Source organism: Cupriavidus sp. D384, from assembly GCF_001652915.1.
Lineage (GTDB): Bacteria > Pseudomonadota > Gammaproteobacteria > Burkholderiales > Burkholderiaceae > Cupriavidus.
In genome coordinates, this window is the sequence record NZ_BBQI01000099.1 from 1 (window position 1) to 25,043 (window position 25,043).

Consider the following 25,043-nt stretch of genomic DNA (forward strand, 5'->3'; position numbering starts at 1 on the left):
CAGGTTCGCCGATGCCCTTGGCACCGTACGGCCCCAGCGCCGTGGGCGCCTCGATAAAGATCGCCCGCACCTCGGGCATGTCGTGCACGGTCGGAATCAGGTAGTCATGCAGGTTGTTGTGCTTGCCGGGATGGTATTTCTCCATCAGCGCCAGGCCCACACCCTGCGCCACCGCACCTTCGACCTGGCCTTCCAGCAGCGTGGGATTGACCATGCGGCCCACGTCATGCGCGGCCACCACCTTCAACACCCGCACACGGCCGGTCTCGCAATCGACCAGCACTTCCGCGATCTGCGCGCCGAAGGCATAGGTGGCATAGGGCTTGCCCTGGCCTGCGCCGTCCAGCGCCGTAATCGGCGGGTCGAAGCTTTCCTCGGCTGCCACGGCGTAGCCGTGAGCGTCGACCGGCAGTGCCCGCAGGTCCAGCGGCCGGCCGTCGACGCGCAAGCCGTCAGCGTGGCCGGAAATCGTGGCATCTGCCGGCGCGTCCGCCAGCCGCAGCAACTGCTGCCGCAGCGCCGTGCCCGCCAGGAATGCGGCGCGGCCAGTGATAAATGTCTGCCGCGATGCCGAAGTGCGGCCGCAGTCCGGCGTCAGGTGCGTGTCCGGGCCCACGATCTGCAGACGGTCGACCGGCACGCCCAGCGCATCGGCCGCGATCTGCGGAATCACGGTGTTGGCGCCCTGCCCGGCATCCACCGCGCCCTGGTGCAGCACGATCACGCCGTCAGGCCGCACCCCGAATCGCACCGTCGACGGATTCGGCAATGCCGTGTTGCCACAGCCATAGAAGAACGCGGCAATGCCCACGCCATGGCGCAGCGGCCCCGGTGAGGCCGCATTGAGCGTGGCGATACGGTCGCGGGCCTCGCGCCATACCGGGCGCAGCGCATCCAGGCATTCGATCAGCCCGACGCTCTGGTCCAGCACCTGGCCCGTTGGCAACGAATCACCGGGGCGCAGCGCGTTCATCGCGCGGAACTCCAGCGGATCGATGCCGGCCCGGTGCGCCAGATCGTCGATCAACTGTTCCTGCGACATCATGGTCTGCGGTACGCCAAAGCCGCGAAACGCGCCGGCCGGCGTGATATGCGTATGCACCGCCCGTGAATGTGCGTGGTAGTGCGGCACGACATAGGGGCCGCCAGCATGCACCGGCACCCGGTTCGCCACGGCGGTACCCCACGACGCAAATGCGCCGGTGTTGTAGTCGCCCTCGAATTCCACCGCGCACAGGCGCCCGTCGGCATCGGCAGCCATGGTCGACACGATCCGGGCCGGATGGCGCTTGGTGGAAGTCGCCATCGACTCCTCGCGCGAGAACACCATGCCGACCGGCCCGTCCACATGCCACGCAGCAAGCGCCAGCCAGGGCTGGACGGTCATGTCCAGCTTGCCGCCGAACCCACCGCCCACGGCAGTGGCCACCACGCGCACGCGTTCGGGCGCAACGCCGAGGATGCGTGCCAGATCCCCGCGATGCGGGTGCGGTGCCTGCGTGGAAGAATGGATTTCCACGATGTCGCCTACGCGCCGGGCCCAGCCGGCCTCCGGCTCCAGATAGGCATGCTCGACAAAGCTGGACGTGAACGTGGCGCTGGCAACGTAGCGCGCATCCCGCCGCGCGGCCGCCGGGTCGCCCCGGCGTACCAGCCCTTCGATCAGGATATTGCCGGGTCGTCCGGCGTGTAGTTGCGGGCAGTCGTCCTGCGTGGCCTCATCCACGGTCAGCACTGGCGTCAGCGGCTGCCACGTCACCGGGAAACCCTGCAGGTCCAACGCAGTCACGGCCTCGCGCTCGCCCACGATCAAGGCGACGGCCTCAAGATAGTGGCGCGTTTCGTCAACCGCCAGCACGGGCTGGTCGGCGTAAGGCGTCGCCACGCCATGGAGATTCAGGCCCGGCACATCGGCATGCGTCAGCACGCGTTTCACGCCCGGGTGCGCCGCGAGCCAGGCATCGAGATCGCCAAAGGCAAAGCGCGCCCGGTGATGCGGACTGCGAACGGCCCGCAGCACCAGGCTGCCCGCCGGCCAGCCGTCTGCGCCAAAACACTGGCTGCCATCCGCCTTTTCCGGACCATCGAGCCGGGTCAGCGGCACGCCCACCGCAGGCCCCTGGCCTGGCGGCAAGGTACAGGGCCGGGCGGCGCCGCCGCACCCCACCTCGGTCACCGCGTCGACGATCTTCTGATAGCCCGTGCAACGGCACAGCACGCCGTCAATGGCGGCACGCGCGCTGGCGCGATCCGTGACGCGGCCGGCGTCGATGGCGGCGGCGGATGCCAGCAGCATGCCCGGCGTGCAGAAGCCGCATTGCACGGCCTGGTGCGCAAGAAACGCCTGCTGAAGGCGCCCGCCGCATTGCGTGCCCCCGGCGATGCCCTCCACGGTCACCACGCTGCGGCCTGCCACCTGCCCCATCGGAACCAGGCACGCGTAGCGCGCTTCGCCATCCACCAGCACGGTACAGCTGCCGCAATCGCCCTGGCGGCAGCCTTCCTTGGTGCCGAATTGCCGCAGGTCGGCGCGCAGATGGTCGAGCAGCCGCATCGACGGGTCGGCCGGCAATGCATGCCATGCGCCGTTGAGCGCGAACCCGTTGTCGTCTGCCGGAACGGCAGCCGCATCGGCGGCGACTGCATCGGCGCAGTTGTCCTCAAATACCGGAATCGTCATGCCCTGACTCCTCGATGCAATGGCCGACCGCCCGCGCAATGGCAAGACGGGCGAGATCGATGCGATGCGCAGCCGTGGCGCGGCAGTCGTCGATCGGTGACAACACCGCCAGCGATGCGTCTGCCACCACGGCCGCAAGCTCGCACCGCGGCCGGCCGGCCAGCGAGGCCTCCAGCGACGCCATGCGCAGCGGCACCGCCGACGCCCCGCCGACAACGATGGCGGCGCTTGCCAGCGTGCCGTCATCGGCCATGCGCAGACGCACCGCTGCCGAGACCACGGCCAGCGCCATCCCATCGCGATTGGTGTATTTCACGAACGCCGTGCGCTCCGTCACTGCCGGGAGCGCGAACGCAACCGCCACCAGCAGTTCATCGGCCGCGAGCACGGTACGGTGGCCGCCCAGCACAAAGTCGCGCAGCGGCAGGCGGCGCACGCCCCGTACGCTAGCCAGTTCGACTTCGGCATCCAGCGCCAGCAGCGGCGGCACGCCATCGGCCACCGGAGATCCATGGCACAGATTGCCGCCGACGGTGCCCTGCACGCGGATCTGCCGGGAACCGATGCTCGCCGCGGCATCGCGCAGGGCCACCGGCAGCCACGTTGCCTGCACGATGGCTTCCCAGGTTGTGGCCGCACCCATACGCACACCGCCGCCGTGCCGCGCAATGCCGCGCAGCGCGTCGATGCCGCTGATATCCACCCATTCGTGCCGGCCGGGCACCAGCGCCGGCGCCGCAAAGCAGTCCGTGGCGCCGCACAGCACGCGCCGCGGCCGCTCTGCGAGCCTGGTCAGCGCGGCATCGATGGTATGGGGGCGAAGGTAATGCATGGTCAGGCGGGCTGGCGGCTATCTCGCGCGTCCGCACGTACGGTGCGCAACACGCTGTCAATCACAAACGACTCCCAGTGTTGCACGGCCTCGGGAGTATCAAGTTCCTCGCCCAGAAACGCGGACAGCGTGTATCGGTTCGACGTATAGAAATACGCCGGCGAGGCGATCAGCAAAAAAACGTCGCGCGCATTGAGGTCCGGGCGAAACAGGCCTTTGGCAACGCCGCTGGCCAGGATCTGCTCGATGATCTGCATGGCATGGGACGAGTACTCGCCCCGACGCCCGGACTTGGATACGTGCCGGCCCTTGTGCAGATTTTCCGTATTGAGCAGATTGACGAAATCGGGATTGCGCCGGTAGTAGTCCATCTTGAAACGGATCACGGTCTTCAGCGCTTCCACGGGATCCGACGCATCTGGCGCCACCTTCGCCTCGGCCTCGTCCATCCGCCGGTAGATGCCTTCCAGCACGGCGATGAACAGGCCCTCCTTGCTGCCGTAGTAATAGTAGATCATCCGGTCATAGGACTTCGCCAGACTGGAGATCTTTTCCACGCTGCCGCCCTCGTAACCGTAGCGCGCGAAAATCTTGGTCGCCGCGCGAAGAATCTTGTCACGGGTGGCCTGCGCCGCGGCCTCCCGGACGCCGGTGCCACGTACGGCCTTTTTTGCTGCTTGTGTCATATCGCTCCTAGGACAGCGACCCGTCGCCGCTGACTCATGAATCCGCACCGATGGATTCGCTCCGCGTCATTTCATACAGGGAACACTACATGAGTGAACGGATGATACCCGGCGCGCGGTCCAGTCGCAAGATGAATCAATAAATCCTTATGATTCAATACCTTGTTCAGATCTTTGCACGACAGGAGGGCAGCTTTTCGGCACCCGCGCAACGCTTTCGAATTTGTCATTTCCGAAAACAATGTGCTAAGGTTGATTTATGGAGCGTTCACTACATGAGGGGCGATTCGAAAGGGCCTGGCCGGATCGAACGGAACGCACGATCAGCGGGCGGAGGTAAAAGAACATGAACCATGAACTCGACGATTTCCGCTGCACCGTTTCGGCGCATGCCACGCGGCCACCGGGCCACGACTTCGGCGCAGCAGAGATTGCGCCGCCCGACATGCAGGCCCTGCGCCAGATCTCGCACAGCCTTTCCACCGAAGTCATGCCTGCCAGGCGCATCGAAACGCTGTTGCAGGCGGCCTTGCAAAGCACCGACGCCTCCTGGGGCTGCCTGGCCGTGCTGCACGATGGCGGGTGGGACATCGCGGCCAGCGCCGTCGCCGCCGACCCGTTGCTGACACTTGCCGACCCGGACGCCTTCCTGCTGCCGGTCGCCATGGGCGTGCTGCCCATCGGCATCCTCGATGCGGCCGTGCGCCTGCGCAACGGGCTGGTGCTGCGCGATGCCCTGGATGCCCGCGATGCCCCCGCCTGGCAGGCCGACGACTATGTACGCCGCTTCCGGCCCCGCTCTGTGATCTGCGTGCCGATGCGCTGCAATGGCGGACTGGTCGGCGCCCTTTACCTGGAACACCTGCATACGCCGGGCGTCTTCACGCCGACCCGGACTGCCGTGGTGGAAATCATCGCGCTGCAGGCCGGGTTTGCGCTGGAGAATGCGCGGCTGCACGACGCGCTATCGGAACAGTGCGCGCGTCTGAGCAGCACCGAGGAGAAGATGCGCGACACGCTATCGGAACTGGCCCGCGCGAGCCGCTTCCAGGCGTATGGCGAACTGGTCGCGTCAATCGTGCACGAGGTGGCGCAGCCGGTCACGGCGCTGGACTCGTCGGCGCGGGCGGGACTGCGCTGGCTTGACCGCAGCAGCCCGAATATCGATGGCGCCCGCGAAATGCTCGCGCATATCTCGGCATGCGCGCTGCGTGCGCGCACCATCATCAACGGCCTGCGCGCCAAGGCCCGGCAGGCGCCCCCTGCGTTCGCCGTCTTCGATCTCGATGACGCCCTGCAGGAAGTGGCCGGCATGGTTTCCTGCACGCTCGATGCCATGCAGGTGGAACTTCGCGTGGATGGCCCGCCTGCCGCAACACCCTTGCGCGGCGACCGCGTGCCGCTGCAGCAGGCCATCATCAACCTGCTGATGAACGGCGCCGACTCGATGCTGGGCATTCCCACGGACAAGCGGTTGCTGACGCTGGCCTGCGAGCCCGCGCAGGACGTGTTGCATATCCATATCGACGACCATGGCGAAGGCGTCGCGCCCGAACTGGCCGACCGCATCTTCGAACCACTGTTCACCACCAAGCCCAATGGCATGGGCATGGGCCTGGGAATCTGCCGATCGATCGTCGACGCCCATCACGGCCGGCTCGACCTGACGCGGCGCGCCACGGGCGGCACACGGGCCACCATCACGTTGCCGCGCCTTGCCAGCTAGGCCAGCCGCTTGGCAACCGGCTATTTCCCACCGGCCGTCTCCATTGGCCCGCAGCACGTTTTCAAGTCGATCTTCCGGTCGCGGCATGCCGGAAGCGCTGGCGGGTTCCTGCATAGCAGCGAGGACGCTGGCCGTGCAAAGCGGAATTGCCGGTCGATCATGCACAACTGCGCCGCTGCAATGTCGTTCAGCTTCATGAAGTCGGCAGGTTGGATCAGCGTGGTATATCCACACGCCGTCATGGCCTGCCTGACACCTGCGATATCGGTGCCAGGCCGGCTCCATTGCGTGTAGGCCGGGGGCAGCCTGGGACGCTGGTCGAGCAAGGCGGGATCGAAATCGGCATCGGTGCCGAAGGTCTTGCCACGCGGCACGTCGGCGCAGGCGGGCAGTTCCGGCGCGTGGGCGCACACAATGCTTCGGTCGGTATAGGTGAAGCCATGATCGAGCATGCACAGTTGGGCACGGGCATAGTCGTTGCGCGCCATCTCCACCGGCGTGACATGCGCCGCATCGGGAAAGCCGCATTCGAGCAGCGCGCTGCGCACCACCTGCTGGCTTGCGCCCGGCTTGGCCCACGTCTCGAACAGCGGCGGTGGCGGCTGCATCGGCCGTGTCGTGCAGGCGCCAAGGCCGACGCAAAGCAGCAAGGGAATCAGTCTGGCAGGACGGAAAAGCATATTGATTTTCTTTTTGGCATTTTTGCCGACATTCTATGGCATGCCCCGATGCCGGCGCGCCGGCCTGCCACCGGGCGCGCGCCGTGCCGGACGTCGCCGACTACTTGCCCTCGACGTGCCGCCTGAAGTTGTCGAGGATGCTCTGCCAGCCCTGCTGCTGTTGCTCCACCGGGTATTCCGATTCCGGGTCGAAGGTCACGCGCACCGTCACGCCCTGGGGCGTCTCCGCAAAATCGACTTCCGCGTGCCGGTCGCCGAAGGCGTACACGATGCGCCGGTTCGGCACGATCTCTGTGTAGGTGCCCGCAAAGTCGAAACCCATGCTGCCGTCCTTGGCTTCCATCCGCGACGAGAACGCCCCGCCCACACGCAGATCGACTGACGCGGCCGTGGTGTGCCAGTCGTCGGACGCGGCATTCCATTGCTTGATGTCCTCGGGCGTCGTGTAGGCGCGCCACACATTGGCGATCGGGGCGGCAACCGTGGTGTGTACGGTGATCTTCATCGTGGCGTCTCCTTGATAGTTAGCCGGATGGATAACTATATGTCGCAAGGAGGCCAAACGCAATCTCAATCTTCCCGGGCATCCCGCACCCTGGCGGCCTGACCTGCCACATTTCCGAACGACAGCCGATTCTTTGGCAATGAGCAATATTGGCAGCACAACATGCTGCTACACCGCACTTCTGCCGCGTAATCCGAAACGTTCTGTTTCGGTTCGACACCTAGAATCGATGACACCACAAGGGCATTCGTATCAGGAGACAGGTCATGGGCCGCGCCGAACCGCTTCAGCCGTTGCAGATCGATGGCGATATCGATCCACTGGAAACCCGGGAATGGATGGATGCCCTGAGCGGCATCGTGGCGGCGGCGGGGCCGCAGCGCGCGGGGTTCCTGCTGGATCGGCTCGGCGAGCATGCCAGCCATCTGGGCCTGGACAAGCGCACGCATCCCTACTCCGCCTACCAGAACACGATTGCGCCGCAGGCGCAGCCACCCTACCCCGGCAACCTGGCGATCGAGCAACGGCTGACGGCCATCCTGCGCTGGAATGCGCTGGCGATGGTGGTCCGCGCCAACAAGGCCTACGGCGAACTGGGCGGCCACCTTGCCAGCTACGCGTCGGCCGCCGAGATCTTCGAGGTCGGGTTCCAGCATTTCTTCCGCGCCGACACGCCGGAGCGCAAGGGCGACCTGGTCTTCTTCCAGCCGCATTCGGCGCCGGGCGTCTATGCGCGCGCCTTCCTGGAGGGGCGTCTTTCCGAGACACAGCTGGGCCGCTACCGGCAGGAAGTCGATGGCGGCGGCCTGTGCTCGTACCCGCATCCATGGCTGATGCCCGATTTCTGGCAGTTCCCGACCGGCTCGATGGGCATTGGCCCCATCAGCGCCATCTACCAGGCGCGTTTCCTGCGCTATCTCGAGCATCGCGGCATCGCCACCACGGCTGGCCGGCGCGTCTGGGGCGTGTTCGGCGATGGCGAGATGGACGAGCCCGAATCGCTGGCTGCCCTGTCACTGGCCGCCCGCGAGGGCCTGGACAACCTGACGTTCGTGATCAACTGCAACCTGCAACGGCTTGATGGTCCGGTGCGCGGCAACGGTCAGGTCATCAACGAGCTTGAGGCGCTGTTCAGCGGCGCGGGCTGGAACGTCATCAAGGTGATCTGGGGTTCCGAATGGGACGCGCTGTTCGCGCGCGATACCCAGCACGCCCTGCTGAAGCGCTTTGCGGCCATGGTCGACGGCGAGTACCAGAACCTGGGCGCCAAGGACGGCGACTACAACCTGCTGCACTTCTTCCACCAGGACCCCGAGCTGAAGGCGCTGGTGGCGGGGATGAGCGCGGCCGATATCGACGGCCTGCGCCGTGGCGGCCACGACCTGCGCAAGCTCCATGCGGCCTACCTTGCCGCCGCCCGGCACCCTGGCCAGCCCACCGTGATCCTGGCCAAGACCAAGAAGGGCTACGGCATGGGCAATGCGGGCGAGTCGCGCATGACCGCCCATCAGCAGAAAAAGCTCGACCTCGATGCGCTGCACGCATTTCGCCAGCGCTTTGCGCTGCCCATCGACGATGCTGCGCTGGAATCGATGCAGTTCTACAAGCCGGCCGACAACAGCCCCGAGATGACCTACCTGCGCGAGCGCCGTGCCGCGCTGGGCGGGCACCTGCCGCGCCGCACCGACGCCGCACCGGTCTTGCCCGTGCCGCCGCTCGACAGCTATGCCAGCTTCGCGCTGGCACCCGACGGGCGCGAGGTGTCGACCACCACGGGTGTGGTGCGCCTGTTTACGAACCTGATCAAGGACCGCACGCTGGGCCGGCGCATCGTGCCGATCGTGGCCGACGAGGCGCGCACGTTCGGCATGGCCAACCTGTTCCGCCAGATCGGCATCTATGCGCCGCAGGGGCAGCTCTACGAGCCCGAGGATGCCGGCTCGATGCTCTATTACAAGGAAAGCCGCGACGGCCAGCTGCTGGAAGAGGGCATCACCGAGGCCGGCGCGATGGCGTCCTGGACTGCAGCTGCCACGTCCTACAGCGTCAGCGGCGAACCGATGCTGCCGTTCTATATCTATTACTCGATGTTCGGCTTCCAGCGCGTGGGCGACATGATCTGGGCCGCCGCGGACCAGCGCGCCCGCGGCTTCCTGATTGGCGCCACTGCCGGCCGTACCACGCTCTCCGGCGAGGGCCTGCAGCACCAGGACGGCAGCAGCCAGCTGGTGGCGGCCACGGTGCCCAACTGCCGCGCCTACGATCCGGCCTTCATCGGCGAGGCCGCCGTCATCATCGACCATGGCGCCCGCGCAATGCTGGAACAGCAGCGCGACGAGTTCTACTACATCACGGTCAACAACGAGAACTACGCGCATCCGCCCTTGCCGTCCTCGGCGCATGCCGACGTGGTGCGTGGGATGTACCGCTTCGGTACGCGCGGCGACGGCGCAGCCCGGGTGCGGCTGCTGGGATCGGGCCCGATCCTGCGCGAAGTGATTGCCGCCGCCGACCTGCTGGCGCAGGACTGGAATATCGCCAGCGAAATCTGGAGCGTGACGAGCTTTCCGGAACTGGCCCGCGAGGCGCGCGAGTGCGAGCGGCAGCAAATGTTCGGCGCCCATGCGACCAACGCCGATACCACCAGCCATGTCGCGCGCTGCCTGGCCGGCACGGCCCCGGTGATCGCCGCCACCGACTACGTCCGCGCCTACGCCCAGCTGATCGCGCCCTATGTTCCGGCGCGCTATATCGCCCTGGGTACCGACGGCTTCGGCCGCAGCGATACGCGGGGCGCGCTGCGGCGCTTCTTCGAAATCGACCGCCACCATATTGTCACCAGCGCGCTGCATGCGATCGACGCCACGCTGCATGCGCAGGCACTGGCGCGTTACGGGCTCGCTACGGGCGCCGCGCCCTGGGACCGCTGATCGGCAGAAAATCTCCGCAAACCTGACCGACGACACATCGATTTGTGGCGAACGCGGCACGGCGACACTGGACGCCGCGTCGTCGTTTGCCTAAAATGCTGCATCGCAGCGATCCACGCGTCTGCGCGCGCTGACATCGCGCAATACCCCAAGCCCCCGCACCGAGATCCCGATGTAACGCCACCGCGCAACCTCCCCTCGTTACCGACCCATCGACAGAAGCCGATGGTCCCAACCGAACGGAGGTTCGTGGAGCACGTTTACCCAGCGCATCGCAGTGCGCCGGACCATCGTGGCATCGCAGCATCGCCAATCCCCTCTTTTTCCGTCGTCGCCCGGCCTGGCCGAAGTCGACGTCCCAGCAGGTTTTTCTCATGCATTCGCGTACCTTCGCGCAAGCCTTCCGCGAGGAATGGTTCTCCAACGTCCGGGGCGACATGCTCGCCGGCATCGTCGTGGCGCTCGCACTGATTCCCGAAGCGCTCGCCTTTTCCATCATTGCCGGCGTCGATCCGAAAGTGGGCCTGTATGCCGCCTTCAGCATCGCGGTTGTCTCGGCCATCGCGGGCGGCCGCCCCGGCATGATCTCGGCCGCCACCGGCGCCGTGGCGCTGGTCATCGCGTCGCTGGTCAAGGCGCACGGCGTGGAGTACGTGCTGGCGGCGGGCATCCTGGCCGGCCTGCTCCAGATCGGCGCCGGCTACCTGCGGCTTGGTGCGCTGATGCGCTTTGTCTCGCGGTCGGTTGTCACCGGCTTTGTCAATGCACTGGCGATCCTGATCTTCCTGGCCCAGCTGCCGCAGCTGCAGGGCGGTGCCTGGTACGCATATGCGATGGTCGCGGGCGGCCTGGGCATCATCTACCTGCTGCCGCGCCTGACCCGCGCCGTGCCCTCCCCGCTGGTCTGCATCGTGGTGATGACGGCGATCTCGATGGCCCTGCAGCTCGACCTGCGCACTGTGGGCGACATGGGATCGTTCCCGGACGAACTGCCGGGCTTTGCGCTGCCGCAGGTGCCGCTGTCGCTGGACACGCTGCGCATCATCTTCCCGTACTCGGTCAGCATTGCCGTGGTGGGCCTGCTGGAATCGCTGATGACGGCCAGCATCGTCGATGACTTCACCGATACCGCCAGCGACAAGAACCGCGAATGCCGCGGCCAGGGCTGCGCCAATATCGTGGCGGGCTTCCTGGGCGGCATGCCTGGCTGCGCCATGATCGGCCAGACCGTCATCAACCTGAAGTCCGGCGGGCGCGGCCGCCTGTCTACCTTCGTTGCAGGGGCCTTCCTGCTGGTGCTGGTGGTGTTCCTGGCGCCATGGGTGCGGCAGATCCCGATGGCGGCACTGGTGGCCGTGATGGTGATGGTGTCGATCAGCACGTTCGACTGGCGTTCGGTCGCCAGGCTCCGGACGAACCCGAAAAGCTCGTCCGTGGTCATGGTCGCGACAGTCATCGCCGTGGTGTCGACCCACAACCTTGCCATCGGCGTCGGCCTGGGCGTGCTGCTGAGCGCGGTCTTCTTCACGGAAAAGGCGCGCCGCGTCCTGACCGTGTCTTCGACGCTCGATGCCGCCACGCAGGCCCGCCACTACGTGGTGCGCGGCCAGGTGTTCTTTGCGTCGTCGGAAGCATTCGTCGCCGAATTCGATTTCCGGGAGCCGATCCAGGCGGTCAGGCTCGACCTGTCACACGCCCATTTCTGGGACATCACCGCCATCGAGGCGCTGGACCGCATCGTCCACAAGTTCCGCCGCAACGGCATCGCCGTCGATATCGCGGGCCTGAACCGCGCCAGCGCGACGATGATCGAGAAGTACGCCACGCACGACAAGGCGGCCGGGGGAGCCGGAGCGGCCGGCGCCGAACTCTCGCACTAACCGCACCAAACCACATTAAATCGCGCGCCGGGGCGCCCGCAGGCACCCGACCCGCTGCCCACGTCAGGTCATCTGCTGGATACGAAGCATGTTGCCCGCGGGGTCGCGCACGCCCATGTCGCGCACGCCATAGGGCTGGTCGGCAGGCTCCTGGACGATCTCGGCGTCACAGTCCTGCAGCCGCTGGAACGTGGCATGCAGATCCTTCGCGCCCAGCAGCAGCATCGCGAACGTGCCCTTGGCCATCATTTCGGCGATCGTGCGCTTTTCGTCGTCGGTGACGCCGGGCGTGGCGTTGGGCGGATACAGGACGATCGATGTCTCCGGCCGGCCCTTCGGTCCAATGGTGATCCAGCGGTTGCCGCCGAACTCCACGTCCTTGCGGACCTCGAAATCCAGCGCGTCGCGGTAGAACGCCAGCGAGACTTCCGGGTCGCTGTGCGGCAGGAAGGTCGAATGAATGGTGATGTCCAAGATCGGTCTCCGTGTTGGGAATTGTCAGCAGCAGGCCCGGCCGGAGGCGCTGGCCGCTATGGCTGCTCCCGTGTCCGGACCCTGGAAGCCAGTCTAGCCGGGCGGCTACTCCTGCGCTTCTCGATTCCTGATCGGTCGTGTGACCTGCTTGGCGACGCAGGACGGCAGCCCCTCGGTCTGAAGCGCGCACGCGCGCCGGTAGGCACTGGGCGACATCCCGACCAGCTCGGCAAATCGCGTACTGAAGGTACCCAGCGATGCGCAGCCCACCTCGAAACAGACCTCTGTCACGCTCAGGTCGCCGCGGCGCAGCAACGCCATGGCGCGCTCGATGCGCCGCGTCATCAGGTACGCATACACGGACTCGCCGTAGGCCAGCCGGAACTGGCGGCTGAGGTGACCGGCCGACATATGGACACCCCGGGCCAGCGCCTCGACGTCGAGCGGCTGGGCATATTCGCGGTCGATGCGATCCCGCACGCGGCGCAGGCGGGCAAGATCGCGCAAGGTGGTGTCAGGGGCGGTGGCGGACATCGGCCTATTCTGTCATCGGCATCCGCCATCGATCAAGACGCTGCCCCGTACCGCCGGTCCGGCATCATCAGGCCTGGATGGCCCGCTGCGCCTGGCAGCATTCTCGCGGCAGCGTCACCGTGAATACCGTGGTGCGTTGCTCGGGGGACGATTCGGCCACCACGGTGCCACCGTGGAGCATAGCCAGTTCCCGGGCGATGTAGAGACCCAGTCCCAGCCCTTCGGAACTGCTGGCGCCAGTTGCAGCGGCCGTCGCGCCCATGCCCGAATGGAAGGCATCGAAGATATGCGGCAGCATGCGGGCATCGATCGCACCGCCGTTCGATATCGTCACCGTCACGCTGTCCCGGGCCGTGCCGTCCACGCGCACGGTCACCGGCGCACCGCCATCCCCATGCTGCAACGCATTGCCCACCAGGTTCTGCACGACCTGGGCGACCAGGTCCGGATCGATCGTCACGCGGGTATCGCCCACTTGCTCCAGCACCAGTTCCAGCGCCCCCCGCGACACCTGGCATTCATCCACGATGGCCGCGCAGATGGCGCCCAGGTCCGCCGGCTGCGGCATCAGGCTGACGCGCCCGCCATGCAGCCGGGCCACGTGCAGCAGCTGGTCCACCATGCGCGCCATGCGCTGGCTGCTGCGGGCAATCCGGTCGGTGGCGGGCCTGAGCTTTTCCTCTCCGCCAAAGCGGCCCAGGAACGACGCCGAGGCGATGATGGCCGACAGCGGCGTGCGCAGATCATGCGCCAGCACGGCCATCAGCATTTCGTTGGTCTTCAACAGTTGCTGGGCGGTTTCCAGCTGCTCGGCCAGCAGCTGCTTCTGTTGGGCCAGTTGCACGAACACATCGACCTTGGCCGACAGCACGCGCGCGTCCACAGGCTTGAACAGGAAATCGACCGCGCCCGACGCATAGCCGCGAAACGCGCGCTGGCTGTCCTGCCCCGCTGCCGTCAGGAACAGGATCGGGATCTGGCTGGTGCGCTTGCTGCCGCGCATCAGTTCGGCCAGTTCGAAGCCGTCCATCTCGGGCATGTGCACGTCCAGGATGGCCAGGCCGAAATCATGGTCCAGCAGCAGTTCCAGCGCCTGGGCGCCGGAGTTGGCGTGGACGATCTCCACGCCCGGCCTTGCCAGCACGGCATCGAGCGCGGTCAGGTTCGCGGCAATGTCGTCGACGGCGAGGATTTTCACGGGAGCTTGCATGGTAGGCATCATTCAATCAGGCGGGCCAGCCCGTGGCCAATCGCTTCCAGGTTCAATATGCGGTCGGCCGCGCCACGCGCGATGGCTTCTTGCGGCATGGTCTCCACCGTGGCGGATTCGGGCGACTGCACCCACGCCTGGCCGCCCGCCGCGCGAATCACGGCCAGGCCGCGCGCGCCGTCGTCGTTTGCGCCCGACAGCAGCACGCCCAGCACGCCTGCCCGCCAGGCCACGGCCGCCGATTCGAACAGCACATCGATCGACGGCCGCGAAAACCGCACGGGCGGCGCCACCGACAGGGCCAGCCGCGCGCCTGCCGGCGCTTCGGGGTCCTGTTCGAGCAGCAGGTGGTAATCCGGCGGCGCCAGGTAGAGATGGCCCGGCTGCACGGGCAGCTTGTCTTCGGCCTCGTGCACTGGCATCGCACAACGCAGGGCAAACAGTCCCGGCAGCAGGCTCGGGCCCGAAGACAGCTGGTGCATGACGACGATCACTGGCGGCATGAAACGCGCCGGCAGCATGGGCAGCACGGCGTTCAGCGCTTCCAGCGCGCCGGCCGACCCGCCGATCACCACCCCGCTGCACGGTTGCGTCATGGCTTTCATGATCGCGCCTCAGAGCTTGCGGTACAGCCGCTCGCGCGACGACACCGCCTCGAAATCCTGCACATGGGCACTGAAATGCAGGCTTTCCTTGCTACCCAGCCCCAGGAAACCGCGCCGCGCCAGTGCATCGCGAAACAGGCCGATGGCACGGTCCTGCAGCGGCCGGTCGAAGTAGATCAGCACATTGCGGCACGAGATCAGCTGGGCCTCCTGGAACACGCTGTCGGTTGCCAGGCTGTGATCCGCAAACACCGATTGCCGGATCAGCTGCCCGTTGAACTTGGCCTTGCCGTAGGCAGCGTGATAGTAATCCGACAACGACGCCCGCCCGCCGGCGGCCAGGTAGTTGTCACCGAAGCCGCGCAGGCGCCCGGCATCGTACACGCCCGCGCGTGCGGCTGCCAGCGCTTCCGGGTTGATATCGGTGGCATAGAACACGGTGCGCGACGCAAGCCCCTCTTCCTCGAACAGGATAGCCAGCGACCATAGTTCCTCGCCGCTGCTGCAGCCTGCCACCCAGACATTGACCGACGGATAGGTCTGCAGCACCGGCACCACATGCTCGCGGATGGCCCGATAGTACGAAGGATCGCGGAACATCTCGCTGACCTGCACCGTCAGGTATTGCAGCAACCGGCCAAACAGCACGGCGTCGCGCAGCATGCGGTCCTGCAACTGGGACAGCGTGACCAGGCCCAGGTCCCGCAATGCCTGTTCCAGCCTCCGCCGCAGCGACGCCCGCGAATAGCGCCGGAAATCGTGCTGGTACTTGCGGAAGATGGCCTCCAGCAACAGTTCCAGTTCGATGTCGAAATTGACGTCGAGCAGCACCGTGTCGTCGTCCGTCCGTGCGTCGACCAGGGGCTCCCCGCTCCTGGGTTTCAGTTTGCGTGTAGCCATACGCGACACAGCGAAAGCAGTTTGTCCACATCGATCGGCTTGGCGATGTAGTCGTTGGCGCCGGCCTGCAGGCAGGCCTCGCGGTCGGACTGCATGGCCTTGGCCGTCAGCGCAATGATCGGCAGCCGCGCATACTGGGGCATCTGACGGATATGCCGCATGGCCGTAATGCCATCCATCTCGGGCATCATGATGTCCATCAGCACCAGGTGGATGTCGTCCACCCGGTTCAGCAGATCCAGCGCCTCGCGCCCGCTGCGGGCAATTTCCACCGTGGCGCCCAGCGGCTCGATGACCTTGGACAGCGCGAAGATATTGCGCGCGTCGTCCTCCACCAGCAGCAGTTTGCGGCCGTCGAACGTGTCGTCGCGGCTGCGGGCGGCGCGCAGCATGCGCTGGTGTTCGGGCGGCAGCGACGACTCCACGCTGTGCAGGAACAGCGTCACCTCGTCGAGCAGCCGGTCTGGCGAGCGCGCGCCCTTGATGATGATCGACTTGGAATAGCGGCGCAGCTTCTGTTCGTCCTCGGCCGACAACTGCCGGCCGGTATAGATGATCACGGGCGGCATCGCGCCGGCATTGGCCTGCGCCCGCTGCGCCATATGGGCCAGCAGCTCGTGACCGGAGCCGTCGGGCAGCACCATGTCCATCACCACGCAGTCGAACGGCGTGCCGTCCAGCGCCGCCGTGGCCCCCGCCACGCTGTCGGCGGTCACGATCTCGGCCTCCAGCGACCTCAGCAGCGCGCGAATGCTCTCGCGCAGCGCCGGGTCATCCTCGATCACCAGCACCCGGCGCTGGCCGGCCGCCATGCGCGCCTCCAGGCCGCGGATTGCCGCAGCCAGCTTGTCGCGCTCGCTGGGCTTGAACGTGTAGCCCACCGCGCCCAGGTGCAACGCCGCTTCGGCATGGTCGCTGACCGATACCAGGTGCGTGGGGATATGGCGCGTGGCGGGGTCGCGCTTGAGCCAGTCCAGCAGCGTCAGCCCAGACTGGTCGGGCAGCGCCACGTCCAGCAGGATGCCGCACGGCTGGTGCTGGCGCGCCAGTTCCAGGCCCTGTGCCGACGTGGTGGCGTGGATGCAGTCGAAATCGAGTTCGTGGGCCAGGTCGTAGAGAATGCCCGCGAAGTCGATATCGTCCTCGACCACCAGGATCAGCCGGTTGCCACGCGTGCGGTGGTCGCGGTCGTCGGGAATCGGTGCCGGATAGCCCGGCTGCACCCGTTCCAGCGGCTCCTGCGCCGGTGCGGGTGCCGGAGCAGGCGGCACGGCGCGGGGTGGCGGCGCCATCACCAGTTGTGCCGGCGCGCCGGCCTGCTGCGTCATCAGGCCGGCCTGCGTGGCCGGGTCGCCCGCCAGCAGGCGTGGCACCGTAAAGGCAAACACGCTGCCCTGGCCTGGCTCGCTGGCGACCGAGATCACGCCGCCCAGCAGGCGGCCCAGTTCGCGCGAGATCGACAGGCCCAGCCCCGTGCCGCCATAGCGGCGGCTGGTGGTGCCGTCGGCCTGCTGGAACGCATCGAAGATCACCTGCTGCTTGTCCTTCGGGATGCCGATGCCCGTATCGCGCACCTCGAAGCGCACCGCGTCGTCGCCCTGCGCGGCCAGCGCCAGCGTGACCGCGCCCGACTCCGTGAACTTGAACGCATTGGACAGCAGGTTCTTGAGCACCTGCTGCAGACGCTGGTTGTCCGACACGATGGCGTCGGGCACGCCGGGCAGGAATTCGACCCGGAACGGCACGCCCTTCTGCCCCGCAATCGGCCCGAACATGCCCTGCAGCGTTTCGGCCAGCGCCTTCAGTTCGACCGTTTCGTGCTCGATCACCAGATGGCCGGCCTCGATCTTGGACAGGTCGAGGATGTCATTGATCAGGTTCAGCAGGTCGGTGTTGGCCGCGTGGATGGTGGCGGCGTAACGCACCTGCTCCGTGGTCAGCGTGCCTTCCTTGTTCTCCTGCAGCAACTTGGCAAGGATCAGCGCACTGTTCAGCGGCGTGCGCAGTTCGTGCGACATATTTGCCAGGAATTCGCTCTTGTACTGGTTGGAACGCTCCAGCGCGCGGGCGTTGGCGGCCAGTTCGGCCTGGAAGGTCAGCATCTCGCGCTTCTGGCCTTCCAGCCGTTGCGAGTGTTCTTCCAGCTGGACATTGGTCTGTTCCAGCTCGGCCTGCTGGGCTTCGAGCCGCGCCTGCGAATCCATCAGGGCGCGGCCACGCTCTTCGAGCTCCTCGTTCGATACGCGCAGCTCTTCCTGCTGGACCTGCAGTTCCTCGCTCTGGCGCTGGGTTTCGCCCAGCAGCTTTTCCAGGCGGCCCCGGTAGGCGGCGGCCCGCAGCGTCATGCCGATCGAGTCGCCGATGCGCTCCAGCAGTTCCACGATGTCGGCGGTATCGCGCTGCATGGCGACGAAGCCCAGTTCCACCACGCCCACCACCTCGCCCTCGGCCGTCAGCGGCGCGGCCACGATCTCGTTGGGCGACGTGCGGCCCAGCGCCGACGACACCTGCAGGTAGTTGGCCGGCAGGCCGCCGACCGCGATCACGCGGTTCTCGGCTGCCGCCTGACCGGCCAGCGTCTGGCCCGACGCCAGCGTCTGCGGCAGGTCGTCGTCATTGGCCAGCGCCCAGGTGGCTACGCGGCGCATCTGGTCGCCATCCACCTGATACACCACGCCCACGTGCGCCTGGAAGGCCTGCGCCAGCACGCGCACCAGCGCATCGGCCACGTTGCCGGCCGACTGCGGATTGCGTACCGCCTGATGCACCCGCACCTGCGCCTGCTGTAGCCACGCCGCGCGCTGCATGGCCACCTGCGACACGATATAGCGATAGACCACCGCCGCCAGGAACCACAGCATCACCACGCCCGCGCCACGATTGATGATGGCGTAGATCGGCCGGACGGTGCTGGCCGGCGACACCGCGTAGCCAACGCCGATCAGCACCGTACCGACGGCCGCAGTCATCAGCGGCAGCTTCGGGTCATTGCCGTACAGGGTCAGGCAGACCGGCACCAGGTAGAACAGCCACGCCGCCAGGCCCAGGGGTGTCAATGCATCGATGCCAAACACCACGGCCATCGAGACCGGAACAAGGATCGCGCCAAACAGGAAGCGTTGCAGGGAAGACGGTTGCATACCGGCCGGGTAGAAGGAAGTCGCGGCTGCACGCGCCGAACGACCGCACGGCGCGCAACAACAAGCCAAAGCGACTTATGCTACCCCGCGGCAGCCGAAATGGATGTCAGTGTCGCGCCGACATCGGGCGGGCCCCCGCCGGGCCCGGTAACCCTTCCGGATCAGGCCTTGGCCTTGGCTTTCGGCTTGCCGGCCGACTGGTTCAGCGCCACCGCCGCGCGGATCAGCGCCTTCAGGGCGGTCTTGTTGATGGCCTCGCCTTCGCGGAAGTCGATGGCACGGCGCACGTTACCGTCCAGGCTCGAATTGAACAGCCCCTTGGGATCTTCCAGCGACGCGCCCTTGGCGAACGTCATCTTGACGGCGGCCTTGTAGACCTCGCCGGTACAGAGGATGCCGTCGTGCGACCACACCGGCACGCTCCATTTCCATTCCTCGACCACATCGGCATCGGCTTCCCTGACGATGGCCCGCAGTTGGGCAAGCATCTCGCCGCGCCAGTCGCCAAGCTCCGCAATCCTCGCATCGATCAACTCGGCGGCCGGCACGCCAGCCTGCGGTTCTGCCTTCTTCATATCACTGTCTCCGGTGAGTTGTTATCGCCATGCAGCTTCCCCTGGCGGTAGGGCTCCGAGCCAGCCCGATGCCCGCCATGCGTTAGGGTGCCGCTGGCCGGGCATCACTATAAATCACAGGTCAGAGGTTAGGCCGGCAGCTGTGACCGTGGCGATCCTGGCCGCCGCCCGGTCCTTCCCGCCTTGACAAAACATTCTCCAATCACAATACTAATTACACTTTCATTCTCAATTGGAGAACGACACCATTGTGTCGTGACACAGCTTGGAACTGGCAGAACTGGAGATTTTTCGCGCGGTAGCGCGCGAACAGAGCATCACACGCGCCGCCAAATCGCTGGATCGCGTGCAATCGAACGTCACCACGCGCGTGAAACAGCTGGAAGAAAGCCTTGGCGTGGACCTGTTCCTGCGCGCAAACAAGCAGATGATCCTGACCCCTGCCGGGCAGCGCCTGCTGGGCTATGCCGACCAGTTGCTGGCCCTGGCCGAAGAGGCGCGCCAGTCTATGCGTGCCGATGCCCCGAGCGGCCGGCTGCGCGTGGGATCGATGGAAAGCACGGCGGCCACATTGCTGCCCCGGCCGCTGGGCCGCTTCCATGCCGCGTGGCCCGATGTCGAACTGGACCTGACCACCGGCACCTCGCAGGCACTGGCCGGTGCCGTGCTGGAACGCCGGCTCGACTGCGCGATCGTGGCCCACCCCGGCACAGGCAGCCCCCACGACATCGCCGTATCGGATATGGGCGACGGCCTGGAAGGCGTCTATCTGACCACCGAGGAGCTGGTGCTGGTGCTGCCGGCGACCCATCCGAAGGTACGGCGCCCCGAAGACGTAACGCTGCGCCAGCTGGCCGCCTTCTCGCGCGGCTGCACCTATCGCCGCTGCGCCGAAGACTGGCTCGAACAGGCCGGCGACGATGTGCGCCGCCATCTCACCGTGCTGGAACTCCCCTCGTACCACGCCATCCTGGCCCAGGTCACGGCAGGCTCGGCGGTAGCCATCGTGCCGCGCTCGCTGCTTGCCATGCAGGGCGATGCGGGCGCGCTGCAGACCGTTCCTGTCCGGAAAGTGCATACGTACCTGATTCGCCGTTCCGGCTTCACGACTTCCGCCTACGACGCGTTCGAACAGGAACTGCGCCGTAGCCAGCCCGCATGACAAGGATCTTCGCCATGGAACCCACCCGTCAGAACCCGTCCCGCAACCTGTTGTCGCGCCTGGGCATTCGCCTGCCCATCATCCAGGCCCCGATGGCGGGCGTCAGCACCCCCGCCATGGCTGCCGCCGTATCCAATGCCGGCGGCCTGGGCTCGCTCGGCGTAGGCGCCATGGATGCGGACGGCGCGCGCAAGGTGATTCGCGAAACCCGCGCGCTGACCGCCCGGCCGTTCAACATCAACCTGTTCTGCCATGTGCCGGCCACACCCGACGCCGAACGCGAATCCGCATGGCTGGGATACCTGGCATCGGCGTTCGCCGAGTTCGGTGCCACGCCGCCTGCTGCGCTGCGCGAGATCTACAAGAGCTTTGTGGTCGACGACGCGATGTACCAGATGCTGCTGGAAGAAAAGCCGGCCGTGGTGAGCTTTCATTTCGGCCTGCCGGCACAGGAATGGATCGATGCGCTGAAGGCAGCCGGCATCGTGCTGCTGGCCAGCGCCACGTCGCTGCAGGAAGCGCGGCGGATCGAAGCCGCAGGTGTCGACGCCATCGTCGCGCAAGGCATCGAGGCAGGCGGCCATCGCGGCGCCTTTGACACCGAAGCCGAGGACGAAGGCCTGGGCACGTTCGCCCTGACGCGCGTACTGGTGGCCCGCACCCGCCTGCCCGTGATCGCCGCCGGCGGCATCATGGACGGCGCCGGCATTGCCGCCGTGCTGGCACTGGGCGCCGCCGCCGCACAGCTTGGTACGGCCTTTGTCGCCACCGACGAATCGGCCGCCGACGCCGCCTATCGCACCGCGCTGACCGCCGCCGAAACCCGCCCGACCACACTGACCCGCGCCATCTCGGGCCGAGCCGCACGCGGCTTCACCAGCCGCTTCACGCGCCTGGGCACCGACGCAGGCGCACCCGCCATCCCCGACTATCCCGTGACGTACGACGCCGGCAAGGCCCTGCACGCCGCCGCCAAGGCCAAGGGCGTCAGCGAATTCGCCGCCCAGTGGGCCGGCCAGGCCGTGCCGCTGGCCCGCTCGATGCCTTCGGCCGCGCTTGTTGCCGTGCTGGAGCAGGAGTTGCGCGATGCGCTGGACCAGTTGAGCGGCGTGCGGGCAGCGCTGGGCTGACCCCCCAGGTTGGCACCCCGGCCCCTCTCCCGCATTGCGGGCGAGGGGCACAAACCGGTCTGGAGAGATTGTGGTGGGGGCGAAGCGAGCGAAGCTCCGGCGGTTTGATTCCCTCCCCATCTCATGGGCGACGGGAGCACATTGCGCCGGAGGCACTATCTCGCCAGATGCCCCTTCAACAGCCCGTTCACCTCCCCGGCCTTTTCCATCTGGCTCATATGGCCGGCGTCGTCGAACACCGTCACGGTGGCGCCTGCCGGGGCGTTTTCCGCGTGGGCGGGCGGGACGACCTGGTCCCTGGCACCCCAGATCACCAGCGTGCGCTTGCCGGACCCGGCCAGGCGGCGGCCCGGCTGTTCGCGCTGGCGGCCTTCGGCGAACAGGCTGGCGCCCAATGCGGCCAGCGCTTCGGGCACGCCATCAAGCCGCTTGTAGCGCAGCAGGTCGTCCAGCATCTGCCGGCTGACCAGATCGGGGTTGGCGAACAGCAGTTCGATGACCGGCTTCAGTTCGCGGCGCGACTGCGCGTTGACAAAGCCTTCCGTGTAGCCGTTGTTGATCTCGTCGCCAAAGCCCACCGGCGACACCAGCGCCACGGACAGCACGCGCTGCGGCGCGTCCACGGCCAGTTGCGCGGCGATGCCGCCGCCCATCGAATGACCCACCACGTGCGCCTGCCCGATGTCCACGGCATCGAGAAAGCGCGTCACGAACCCGGCCATCTCCGCCAGCGTCGTGCCAGCCAGGCGGGGCGTGGTCTGTCCGTGCCCGGGCAGATCCAGCGCCACCACGGTGTACGTGTCCGCCAGCGGGTCGAGGTTGAACAGCCAGTTGTCCAGATCGCCGCCAAAGCCGTGGAGGAAGAGCACCGCTTCGGCGCCGTGGCCCCGGCGGGCGTAGCGGACGCGGAGCCCGTCGACCTCCACGAACTGGTAGGCGGGGCCGGCTTCGTCTTCGTCCTCGTCATCGGCCGGCGCCTCATAGCCGGCGACATACGCGTCGATTTCCGCATCGCTGACCTCATCGGGCGCCAAGACGCCAAGCAGCGCCTTCACGGGCAGCACGTCGCCCGCTTCGGCCACCTTGCGCCGCAGCGTGCCGGCGTCGGGCGCCTCCACGGCGTTGGCAATCTTGTCGGTTTCCACATCAAGGATCGGCATGCCCACCGAAATCTCTGCGCCGGTGTCGACCAGCCAGGCATTGATGGTGCCTTCCTTCATCGACAGGCCCCATTTGGGCATCACGATCGGGGTGATTGCTGCGGCCATCAGTGCTTGCCTCCCTTCATGGTCTTGCGCACGGCTTCCACGATGCGGGCCGCGCTGGGGATATACAGGTCTTCGAGCGTGGGCGAGAACGGTACCGGCGTATGCGGCGGGCAGACCATCTCGATGCCCGCCTTGAGCGCGCCAAAGGCCTGCTGCGCGGTCTGGGCGGCGATGTCGGTGGCGATATTGCAGCGCGGGCTGGCTTCGTCCACCACCACCAGGCGTCCGGTGTTCTCCACCGATTCGAGCACGGTGTCCATGTCCAGCGGCGACAGCGTGCGCAGGTCGATCACCTCGGCCTCGATGCCGTCCTTTGCCAGCGTGGCCGCTGCCTCCAGCGCGCGATGCACCATCAGGCCGTAGGCAACGATGGTCACGTCCTTGCCGTCGCGCGCGATATTGGCCTCGCCGAACGGGATCGCGTAGGCGCCCTCGGGCACGTCGCCCTCCAGTCCGTACAGGTTCTTGTGCTCGCAGAAGATCACCGGGTCGTTGTCGCGGATGGCCTGGATCAGCAGGCCCTTGGTGTCATACGGCGTGGATGGGCACACCACCTTGAGCCCTGGGATATGCGTGAAGATCGGCGTCAGCATCTGGCTGTGCTGGGCGGCCGCACGGAAGCCGGCGCCGACCATGGCGCGGATCACCACCGGCGTTTCGGCCTTGCCGCCAAACATGTAGCGGAACTTGGCGGCCTGATTGAAGATCTGGTCGAAGCAGACGCCCATGAAATCGATGAACATCAGTTCGGCGATCGGGCGCATGCCGCACGCGGCGGCGCCGATGGCAGCCCCCACGTAGGCCGATTCGGACAGCGGCGTGTCCAGCAGCCGGTCGCCGTGCTTGGCATAGAGCCCCTTGGTCACGCCGAGCACACCGCCCCAGGCGTCTTTCTCTCCATCGGCGCCTGCGCCGCCGACGATATCCTCGCCGAGCATGATCACGCTCGGATCGCGGGTCATTTCCTGGTCGATCGCTTCATTGATCGCCAGCTTGATGCTGAGTTTGCGGGCCATGTTGATGTCTCCTTTTATCGGGATGGCTTGGATGCCTGGACGCTTGCGTCCGGCCGCTCAATCAGTAGCTCACATAGACATCGGTCAGCAGGTCTTCGGGCCCCGGCAGCGGGGCGGCCTTGGCTTCCTGCACGGCGTGGTCGATCAGCGCGGCCACCTCGCGGTCGATGGCATCGAACTCGTCGCGCGTCACCACGCCTGCCTGGGTCACGGCACGCGTGAACAGCTTCAGGCAGTCCTTGTTGGCGCGGATATCGTCCAGTTCGCCGGCGCCCCGATAGGTCTGGGCATCGCCCTCGAAGTGCCCGTAGAAGCGAACCATCTTGCATTCCAGCAGTGACGGGCCGCCGCCCTCGCGCGCACGCCGGATGACCTCGCCCGCTGCCTCATGCACGGCGAAGAAGTCGGTACCGTCCACGGTCACGCCCGGGATGCCGAAGCCTGCTGCGCGGTCGACATAGCTGTCGACGGCGGTGCCATAGTCGCGCGAAGTGGATTCCGCATAGCCGTTGTTCTCGATGACGAAGATCACCGGCAGGTTCCACACGGCCGCCAGGTTCAGGCTTTCCAGAAAGGTGCCCTGGTTGGACGCCCCGTCGCCGCAGAACGTGATGCCGACCTCGCCCTTGCCACGGAACTTGGCCGCCAGCGCTGCGCCGCAGACCAGCGGTGCCCCGGCGCCCAGGATGCCGTTGGCGCCCATCATCCCCCTGGACAGGTCGGCGATATGCATCGACCCGCCCTTGCCATTGCACGAGCCGCCCTTCTTGCCGTAGATCTCCTTCATCATCGCCACCGGGTCCACCCCCTTGGCAATGCAGTGGCCATGGCCCCGGTGCGTGCTGGCAATGCGGTCGCCATCGTGCAGATGGTGCAGGATGCCCACGCCCGCCGCCTCCTCGCCGGCGTAGAGGTGCACGAAGCCGGGAATGTCCCCCCGGCCAAAATCCACATGCAGGCGTTCCTCGAAATCGCGGATCGTCCGCATCTTGCGGTACACGGTCAGCAATGTCTCCTTGTCGAGGGGCATCTGCGCTGACTGCGAAGTGCTGGCGCTCATGGTCGTCTCCTTTGGTGGTGGTACTGCCTTGTAATGGGTGGGATAAAGGA

20 protein-coding genes are annotated in these 25,043 nt (G+C 66.7%); 5 read left to right on the forward strand and 15 right to left on the reverse strand.

Translation table 11 applies throughout. The annotated features are described in order from the left end of the window. The 3 genes from A9J21_RS24635 to A9J21_RS24645 form a co-directional block, all read right to left on the reverse strand. Positions 1-2,680: molybdopterin cofactor-binding domain-containing protein (locus A9J21_RS24635; RefSeq protein WP_066740222.1), on the reverse strand; the 2,680-nt coding region annotated here is incomplete at its 3' end. Then, positions 2,661-3,512, reverse strand: a complete 852-nt coding sequence (locus A9J21_RS24640) for a xanthine dehydrogenase family protein subunit M (RefSeq protein WP_066740224.1) — start codon at positions 3,510-3,512, stop codon at positions 2,661-2,663. The genes A9J21_RS24640 and A9J21_RS24635, both read right to left, overlap by 20 nt. Positions 3,513-3,514: 2 nt before the next feature. Beyond that, the gene (locus A9J21_RS24645; RefSeq protein ID WP_066740226.1) at positions 3,515-4,198 is read right to left on the reverse strand and encodes a TetR family transcriptional regulator; all 684 of its coding nucleotides are present in this window, start codon (positions 4,196-4,198) and stop codon (positions 3,515-3,517) included. A gap of 346 nt (positions 4,199-4,544) precedes the next feature. Between A9J21_RS24645 and A9J21_RS24650 the strand changes: the two genes are divergently transcribed. Continuing rightward, entirely contained in the window at positions 4,545-5,924 is a 1,380-nt protein-coding gene (locus A9J21_RS24650; RefSeq protein ID WP_066740228.1) for a sensor histidine kinase, read from the forward strand. Positions 5,925-5,944: 20 nt separating this feature from the next. On the opposite strand, the gene A9J21_RS24655 is transcribed toward A9J21_RS24650, so the two are convergent. Next, positions 5,945-6,532, reverse strand: coding sequence for a hypothetical protein (locus A9J21_RS24655; RefSeq protein ID WP_231907030.1), 588 nt, complete (start codon positions 6,530-6,532; stop codon positions 5,945-5,947). A 172-nt stretch (positions 6,533-6,704) separates the two neighbouring features. Beyond that, positions 6,705-7,109 (reverse strand): SRPBCC family protein, encoded by a 405-nt coding sequence (locus A9J21_RS24660; RefSeq protein ID WP_066740230.1) that lies wholly within the window; start codon positions 7,107-7,109, stop codon positions 6,705-6,707. 266 nt (positions 7,110-7,375) lie between these two features. On the opposite strand from A9J21_RS24660, the gene mdeB reads away from it, so the two are divergent. Beyond that, entirely contained in the window at positions 7,376-10,039 is a 2,664-nt protein-coding gene (mdeB, locus tag A9J21_RS24665) for an alpha-ketoglutarate dehydrogenase (RefSeq protein ID WP_066740231.1), read from the forward strand. A gap of 374 nt (positions 10,040-10,413) precedes the next feature. Beyond that, complete coding sequence (locus A9J21_RS24670; protein ID WP_066740233.1) at positions 10,414-11,919, forward strand: SulP family inorganic anion transporter; 1,506 nt, start codon at positions 10,414-10,416, stop codon at positions 11,917-11,919. Positions 11,920-11,982: 63 nt separating this feature from the next. Here the strand turns inward: A9J21_RS24670 and A9J21_RS24675 are convergent, their stop codons facing one another. The 7 genes from A9J21_RS24675 to A9J21_RS24705 form a co-directional block, all read right to left on the reverse strand. Beyond that, on the reverse strand, positions 11,983-12,393 hold the full coding sequence (locus tag A9J21_RS24675; protein WP_066740235.1) for a VOC family protein: 411 nt from the start codon (positions 12,391-12,393) through the stop codon (positions 11,983-11,985). Positions 12,394-12,498: 105 nt separating this feature from the next. Further along, the gene (locus A9J21_RS24680) at positions 12,499-12,927 is read right to left on the reverse strand and encodes a helix-turn-helix transcriptional regulator (protein ID WP_066740237.1); all 429 of its coding nucleotides are present in this window, start codon (positions 12,925-12,927) and stop codon (positions 12,499-12,501) included. A gap of 67 nt (positions 12,928-12,994) precedes the next feature. After that, entirely contained in the window at positions 12,995-14,137 is a 1,143-nt protein-coding gene (locus A9J21_RS24685; RefSeq protein ID WP_066740510.1) for a hybrid sensor histidine kinase/response regulator, read from the reverse strand. An 8-nt stretch (positions 14,138-14,145) separates the two neighbouring features. Continuing rightward, complete coding sequence (locus tag A9J21_RS24690) at positions 14,146-14,742, reverse strand: chemotaxis protein CheB (RefSeq protein ID WP_066740239.1); 597 nt, start codon at positions 14,740-14,742, stop codon at positions 14,146-14,148. Between the two features lie 9 nt (positions 14,743-14,751). After that, complete coding sequence (locus A9J21_RS24695) at positions 14,752-15,642, reverse strand: protein-glutamate O-methyltransferase CheR (RefSeq protein WP_066740241.1); 891 nt, start codon at positions 15,640-15,642, stop codon at positions 14,752-14,754. Then, positions 15,624-18,782 carry a response regulator gene (locus A9J21_RS24700; RefSeq protein WP_066740245.1) on the reverse strand — a complete coding sequence of 1,053 codons (3,159 nt, stop codon included), beginning with the start codon at positions 18,780-18,782 and terminating at the stop codon, positions 15,624-15,626. Before A9J21_RS24700 ends, A9J21_RS24695 begins: the two co-directional genes overlap by 19 nt. A gap of 161 nt (positions 18,783-18,943) precedes the next feature. Further along, positions 18,944-19,357 (reverse strand): DUF1801 domain-containing protein, encoded by a 414-nt coding sequence (locus tag A9J21_RS24705; protein ID WP_066740247.1) that lies wholly within the window; start codon positions 19,355-19,357, stop codon positions 18,944-18,946. 265 nt (positions 19,358-19,622) lie between these two features. Between A9J21_RS24705 and A9J21_RS24710 the strand changes: the two genes are divergently transcribed. Beyond that, positions 19,623-20,519 (forward strand): LysR substrate-binding domain-containing protein, encoded by an 897-nt coding sequence (locus A9J21_RS24710; protein ID WP_066740249.1) that lies wholly within the window; start codon positions 19,623-19,625, stop codon positions 20,517-20,519. A 14-nt stretch (positions 20,520-20,533) separates the two neighbouring features. After that, on the forward strand, positions 20,534-21,649 hold the full coding sequence (locus tag A9J21_RS24715; protein WP_066740251.1) for a nitronate monooxygenase family protein: 1,116 nt from the start codon (positions 20,534-20,536) through the stop codon (positions 21,647-21,649). 155 nt (positions 21,650-21,804) lie between these two features. On the opposite strand, the gene A9J21_RS24720 is transcribed toward A9J21_RS24715, so the two are convergent. From A9J21_RS24720 to A9J21_RS24730, 3 genes are all read right to left on the reverse strand, one after another. Then, positions 21,805-22,917: an acetoin dehydrogenase dihydrolipoyllysine-residue acetyltransferase subunit gene (locus A9J21_RS24720; RefSeq protein WP_066740252.1), complete on the reverse strand. Its 1,113-nt coding sequence runs from the start codon at positions 22,915-22,917 to the stop codon at positions 21,805-21,807. Then, a complete protein-coding gene (locus A9J21_RS24725) occupies positions 22,917-23,933 on the reverse strand; it encodes an alpha-ketoacid dehydrogenase subunit beta (protein WP_066740254.1) in 1,017 nt (338 codons plus the stop codon). Before A9J21_RS24725 ends, A9J21_RS24720 begins: the two co-directional genes overlap by 1 nt. Before the next feature lie 61 nt (positions 23,934-23,994). Further along, positions 23,995-24,993, reverse strand: coding sequence for a thiamine pyrophosphate-dependent dehydrogenase E1 component subunit alpha (locus A9J21_RS24730; RefSeq protein ID WP_066740255.1), 999 nt, complete (start codon positions 24,991-24,993; stop codon positions 23,995-23,997). Between the last annotated feature and the right edge of the window lie 50 nt (positions 24,994-25,043).

What these genes read in the sequence shown, in the direction of transcription:
- A9J21_RS24640 (WP_066740224.1), bottom strand. Translation starts at nt 3,512, where the DNA reads ATGCATTACCTTCGCCCCCATACCATCGATGCCGCGCTGACCAGGCTC.
- A9J21_RS24645 (WP_066740226.1), bottom strand. Translation starts at nt 4,198, where the DNA reads ATGACACAAGCAGCAAAAAAGGCCGTACGTGGCACCGGCGTCCGGGAG.
- A9J21_RS24650 (WP_066740228.1), top strand. Translation starts at nt 4,545, where the DNA reads ATGAACCATGAACTCGACGATTTCCGCTGCACCGTTTCGGCGCATGCC.
- A9J21_RS24655 (WP_231907030.1), bottom strand. Translation starts at nt 6,532, where the DNA reads ATGCAGCCGCCACCGCCGCTGTTCGAGACGTGGGCCAAGCCGGGCGCA.
- A9J21_RS24660 (WP_066740230.1), bottom strand. Translation starts at nt 7,109, where the DNA reads ATGAAGATCACCGTACACACCACGGTTGCCGCCCCGATCGCCAATGTG.
- mdeB (WP_066740231.1), top strand. Translation starts at nt 7,376, where the DNA reads ATGGGCCGCGCCGAACCGCTTCAGCCGTTGCAGATCGATGGCGATATC.
- A9J21_RS24670 (WP_066740233.1), top strand. Translation starts at nt 10,414, where the DNA reads ATGCATTCGCGTACCTTCGCGCAAGCCTTCCGCGAGGAATGGTTCTCC.
- A9J21_RS24680 (WP_066740237.1), bottom strand. Translation starts at nt 12,927, where the DNA reads ATGTCCGCCACCGCCCCTGACACCACCTTGCGCGATCTTGCCCGCCTG.
- A9J21_RS24685 (WP_066740510.1), bottom strand. Translation starts at nt 14,137, where the DNA reads ATGCAAGCTCCCGTGAAAATCCTCGCCGTCGACGACATTGCCGCGAAC.
- A9J21_RS24690 (WP_066740239.1), bottom strand. Translation starts at nt 14,742, where the DNA reads ATGAAAGCCATGACGCAACCGTGCAGCGGGGTGGTGATCGGCGGGTCG.
- A9J21_RS24695 (WP_066740241.1), bottom strand. Translation starts at nt 15,642, where the DNA reads ATGGCTACACGCAAACTGAAACCCAGGAGCGGGGAGCCCCTGGTCGAC.
- A9J21_RS24700 (WP_066740245.1), bottom strand. Translation starts at nt 18,782, where the DNA reads ATGCAACCGTCTTCCCTGCAACGCTTCCTGTTTGGCGCGATCCTTGTT.
- A9J21_RS24705 (WP_066740247.1), bottom strand. Translation starts at nt 19,357, where the DNA reads ATGAAGAAGGCAGAACCGCAGGCTGGCGTGCCGGCCGCCGAGTTGATC.
- A9J21_RS24715 (WP_066740251.1), top strand. Translation starts at nt 20,534, where the DNA reads ATGGAACCCACCCGTCAGAACCCGTCCCGCAACCTGTTGTCGCGCCTG.
- A9J21_RS24720 (WP_066740252.1), bottom strand. Translation starts at nt 22,917, where the DNA reads ATGGCCGCAGCAATCACCCCGATCGTGATGCCCAAATGGGGCCTGTCG.
- A9J21_RS24725 (WP_066740254.1), bottom strand. Translation starts at nt 23,933, where the DNA reads ATGGCCCGCAAACTCAGCATCAAGCTGGCGATCAATGAAGCGATCGAC.
- A9J21_RS24730 (WP_066740255.1), bottom strand. Translation starts at nt 24,993, where the DNA reads ATGAGCGCCAGCACTTCGCAGTCAGCGCAGATGCCCCTCGACAAGGAG.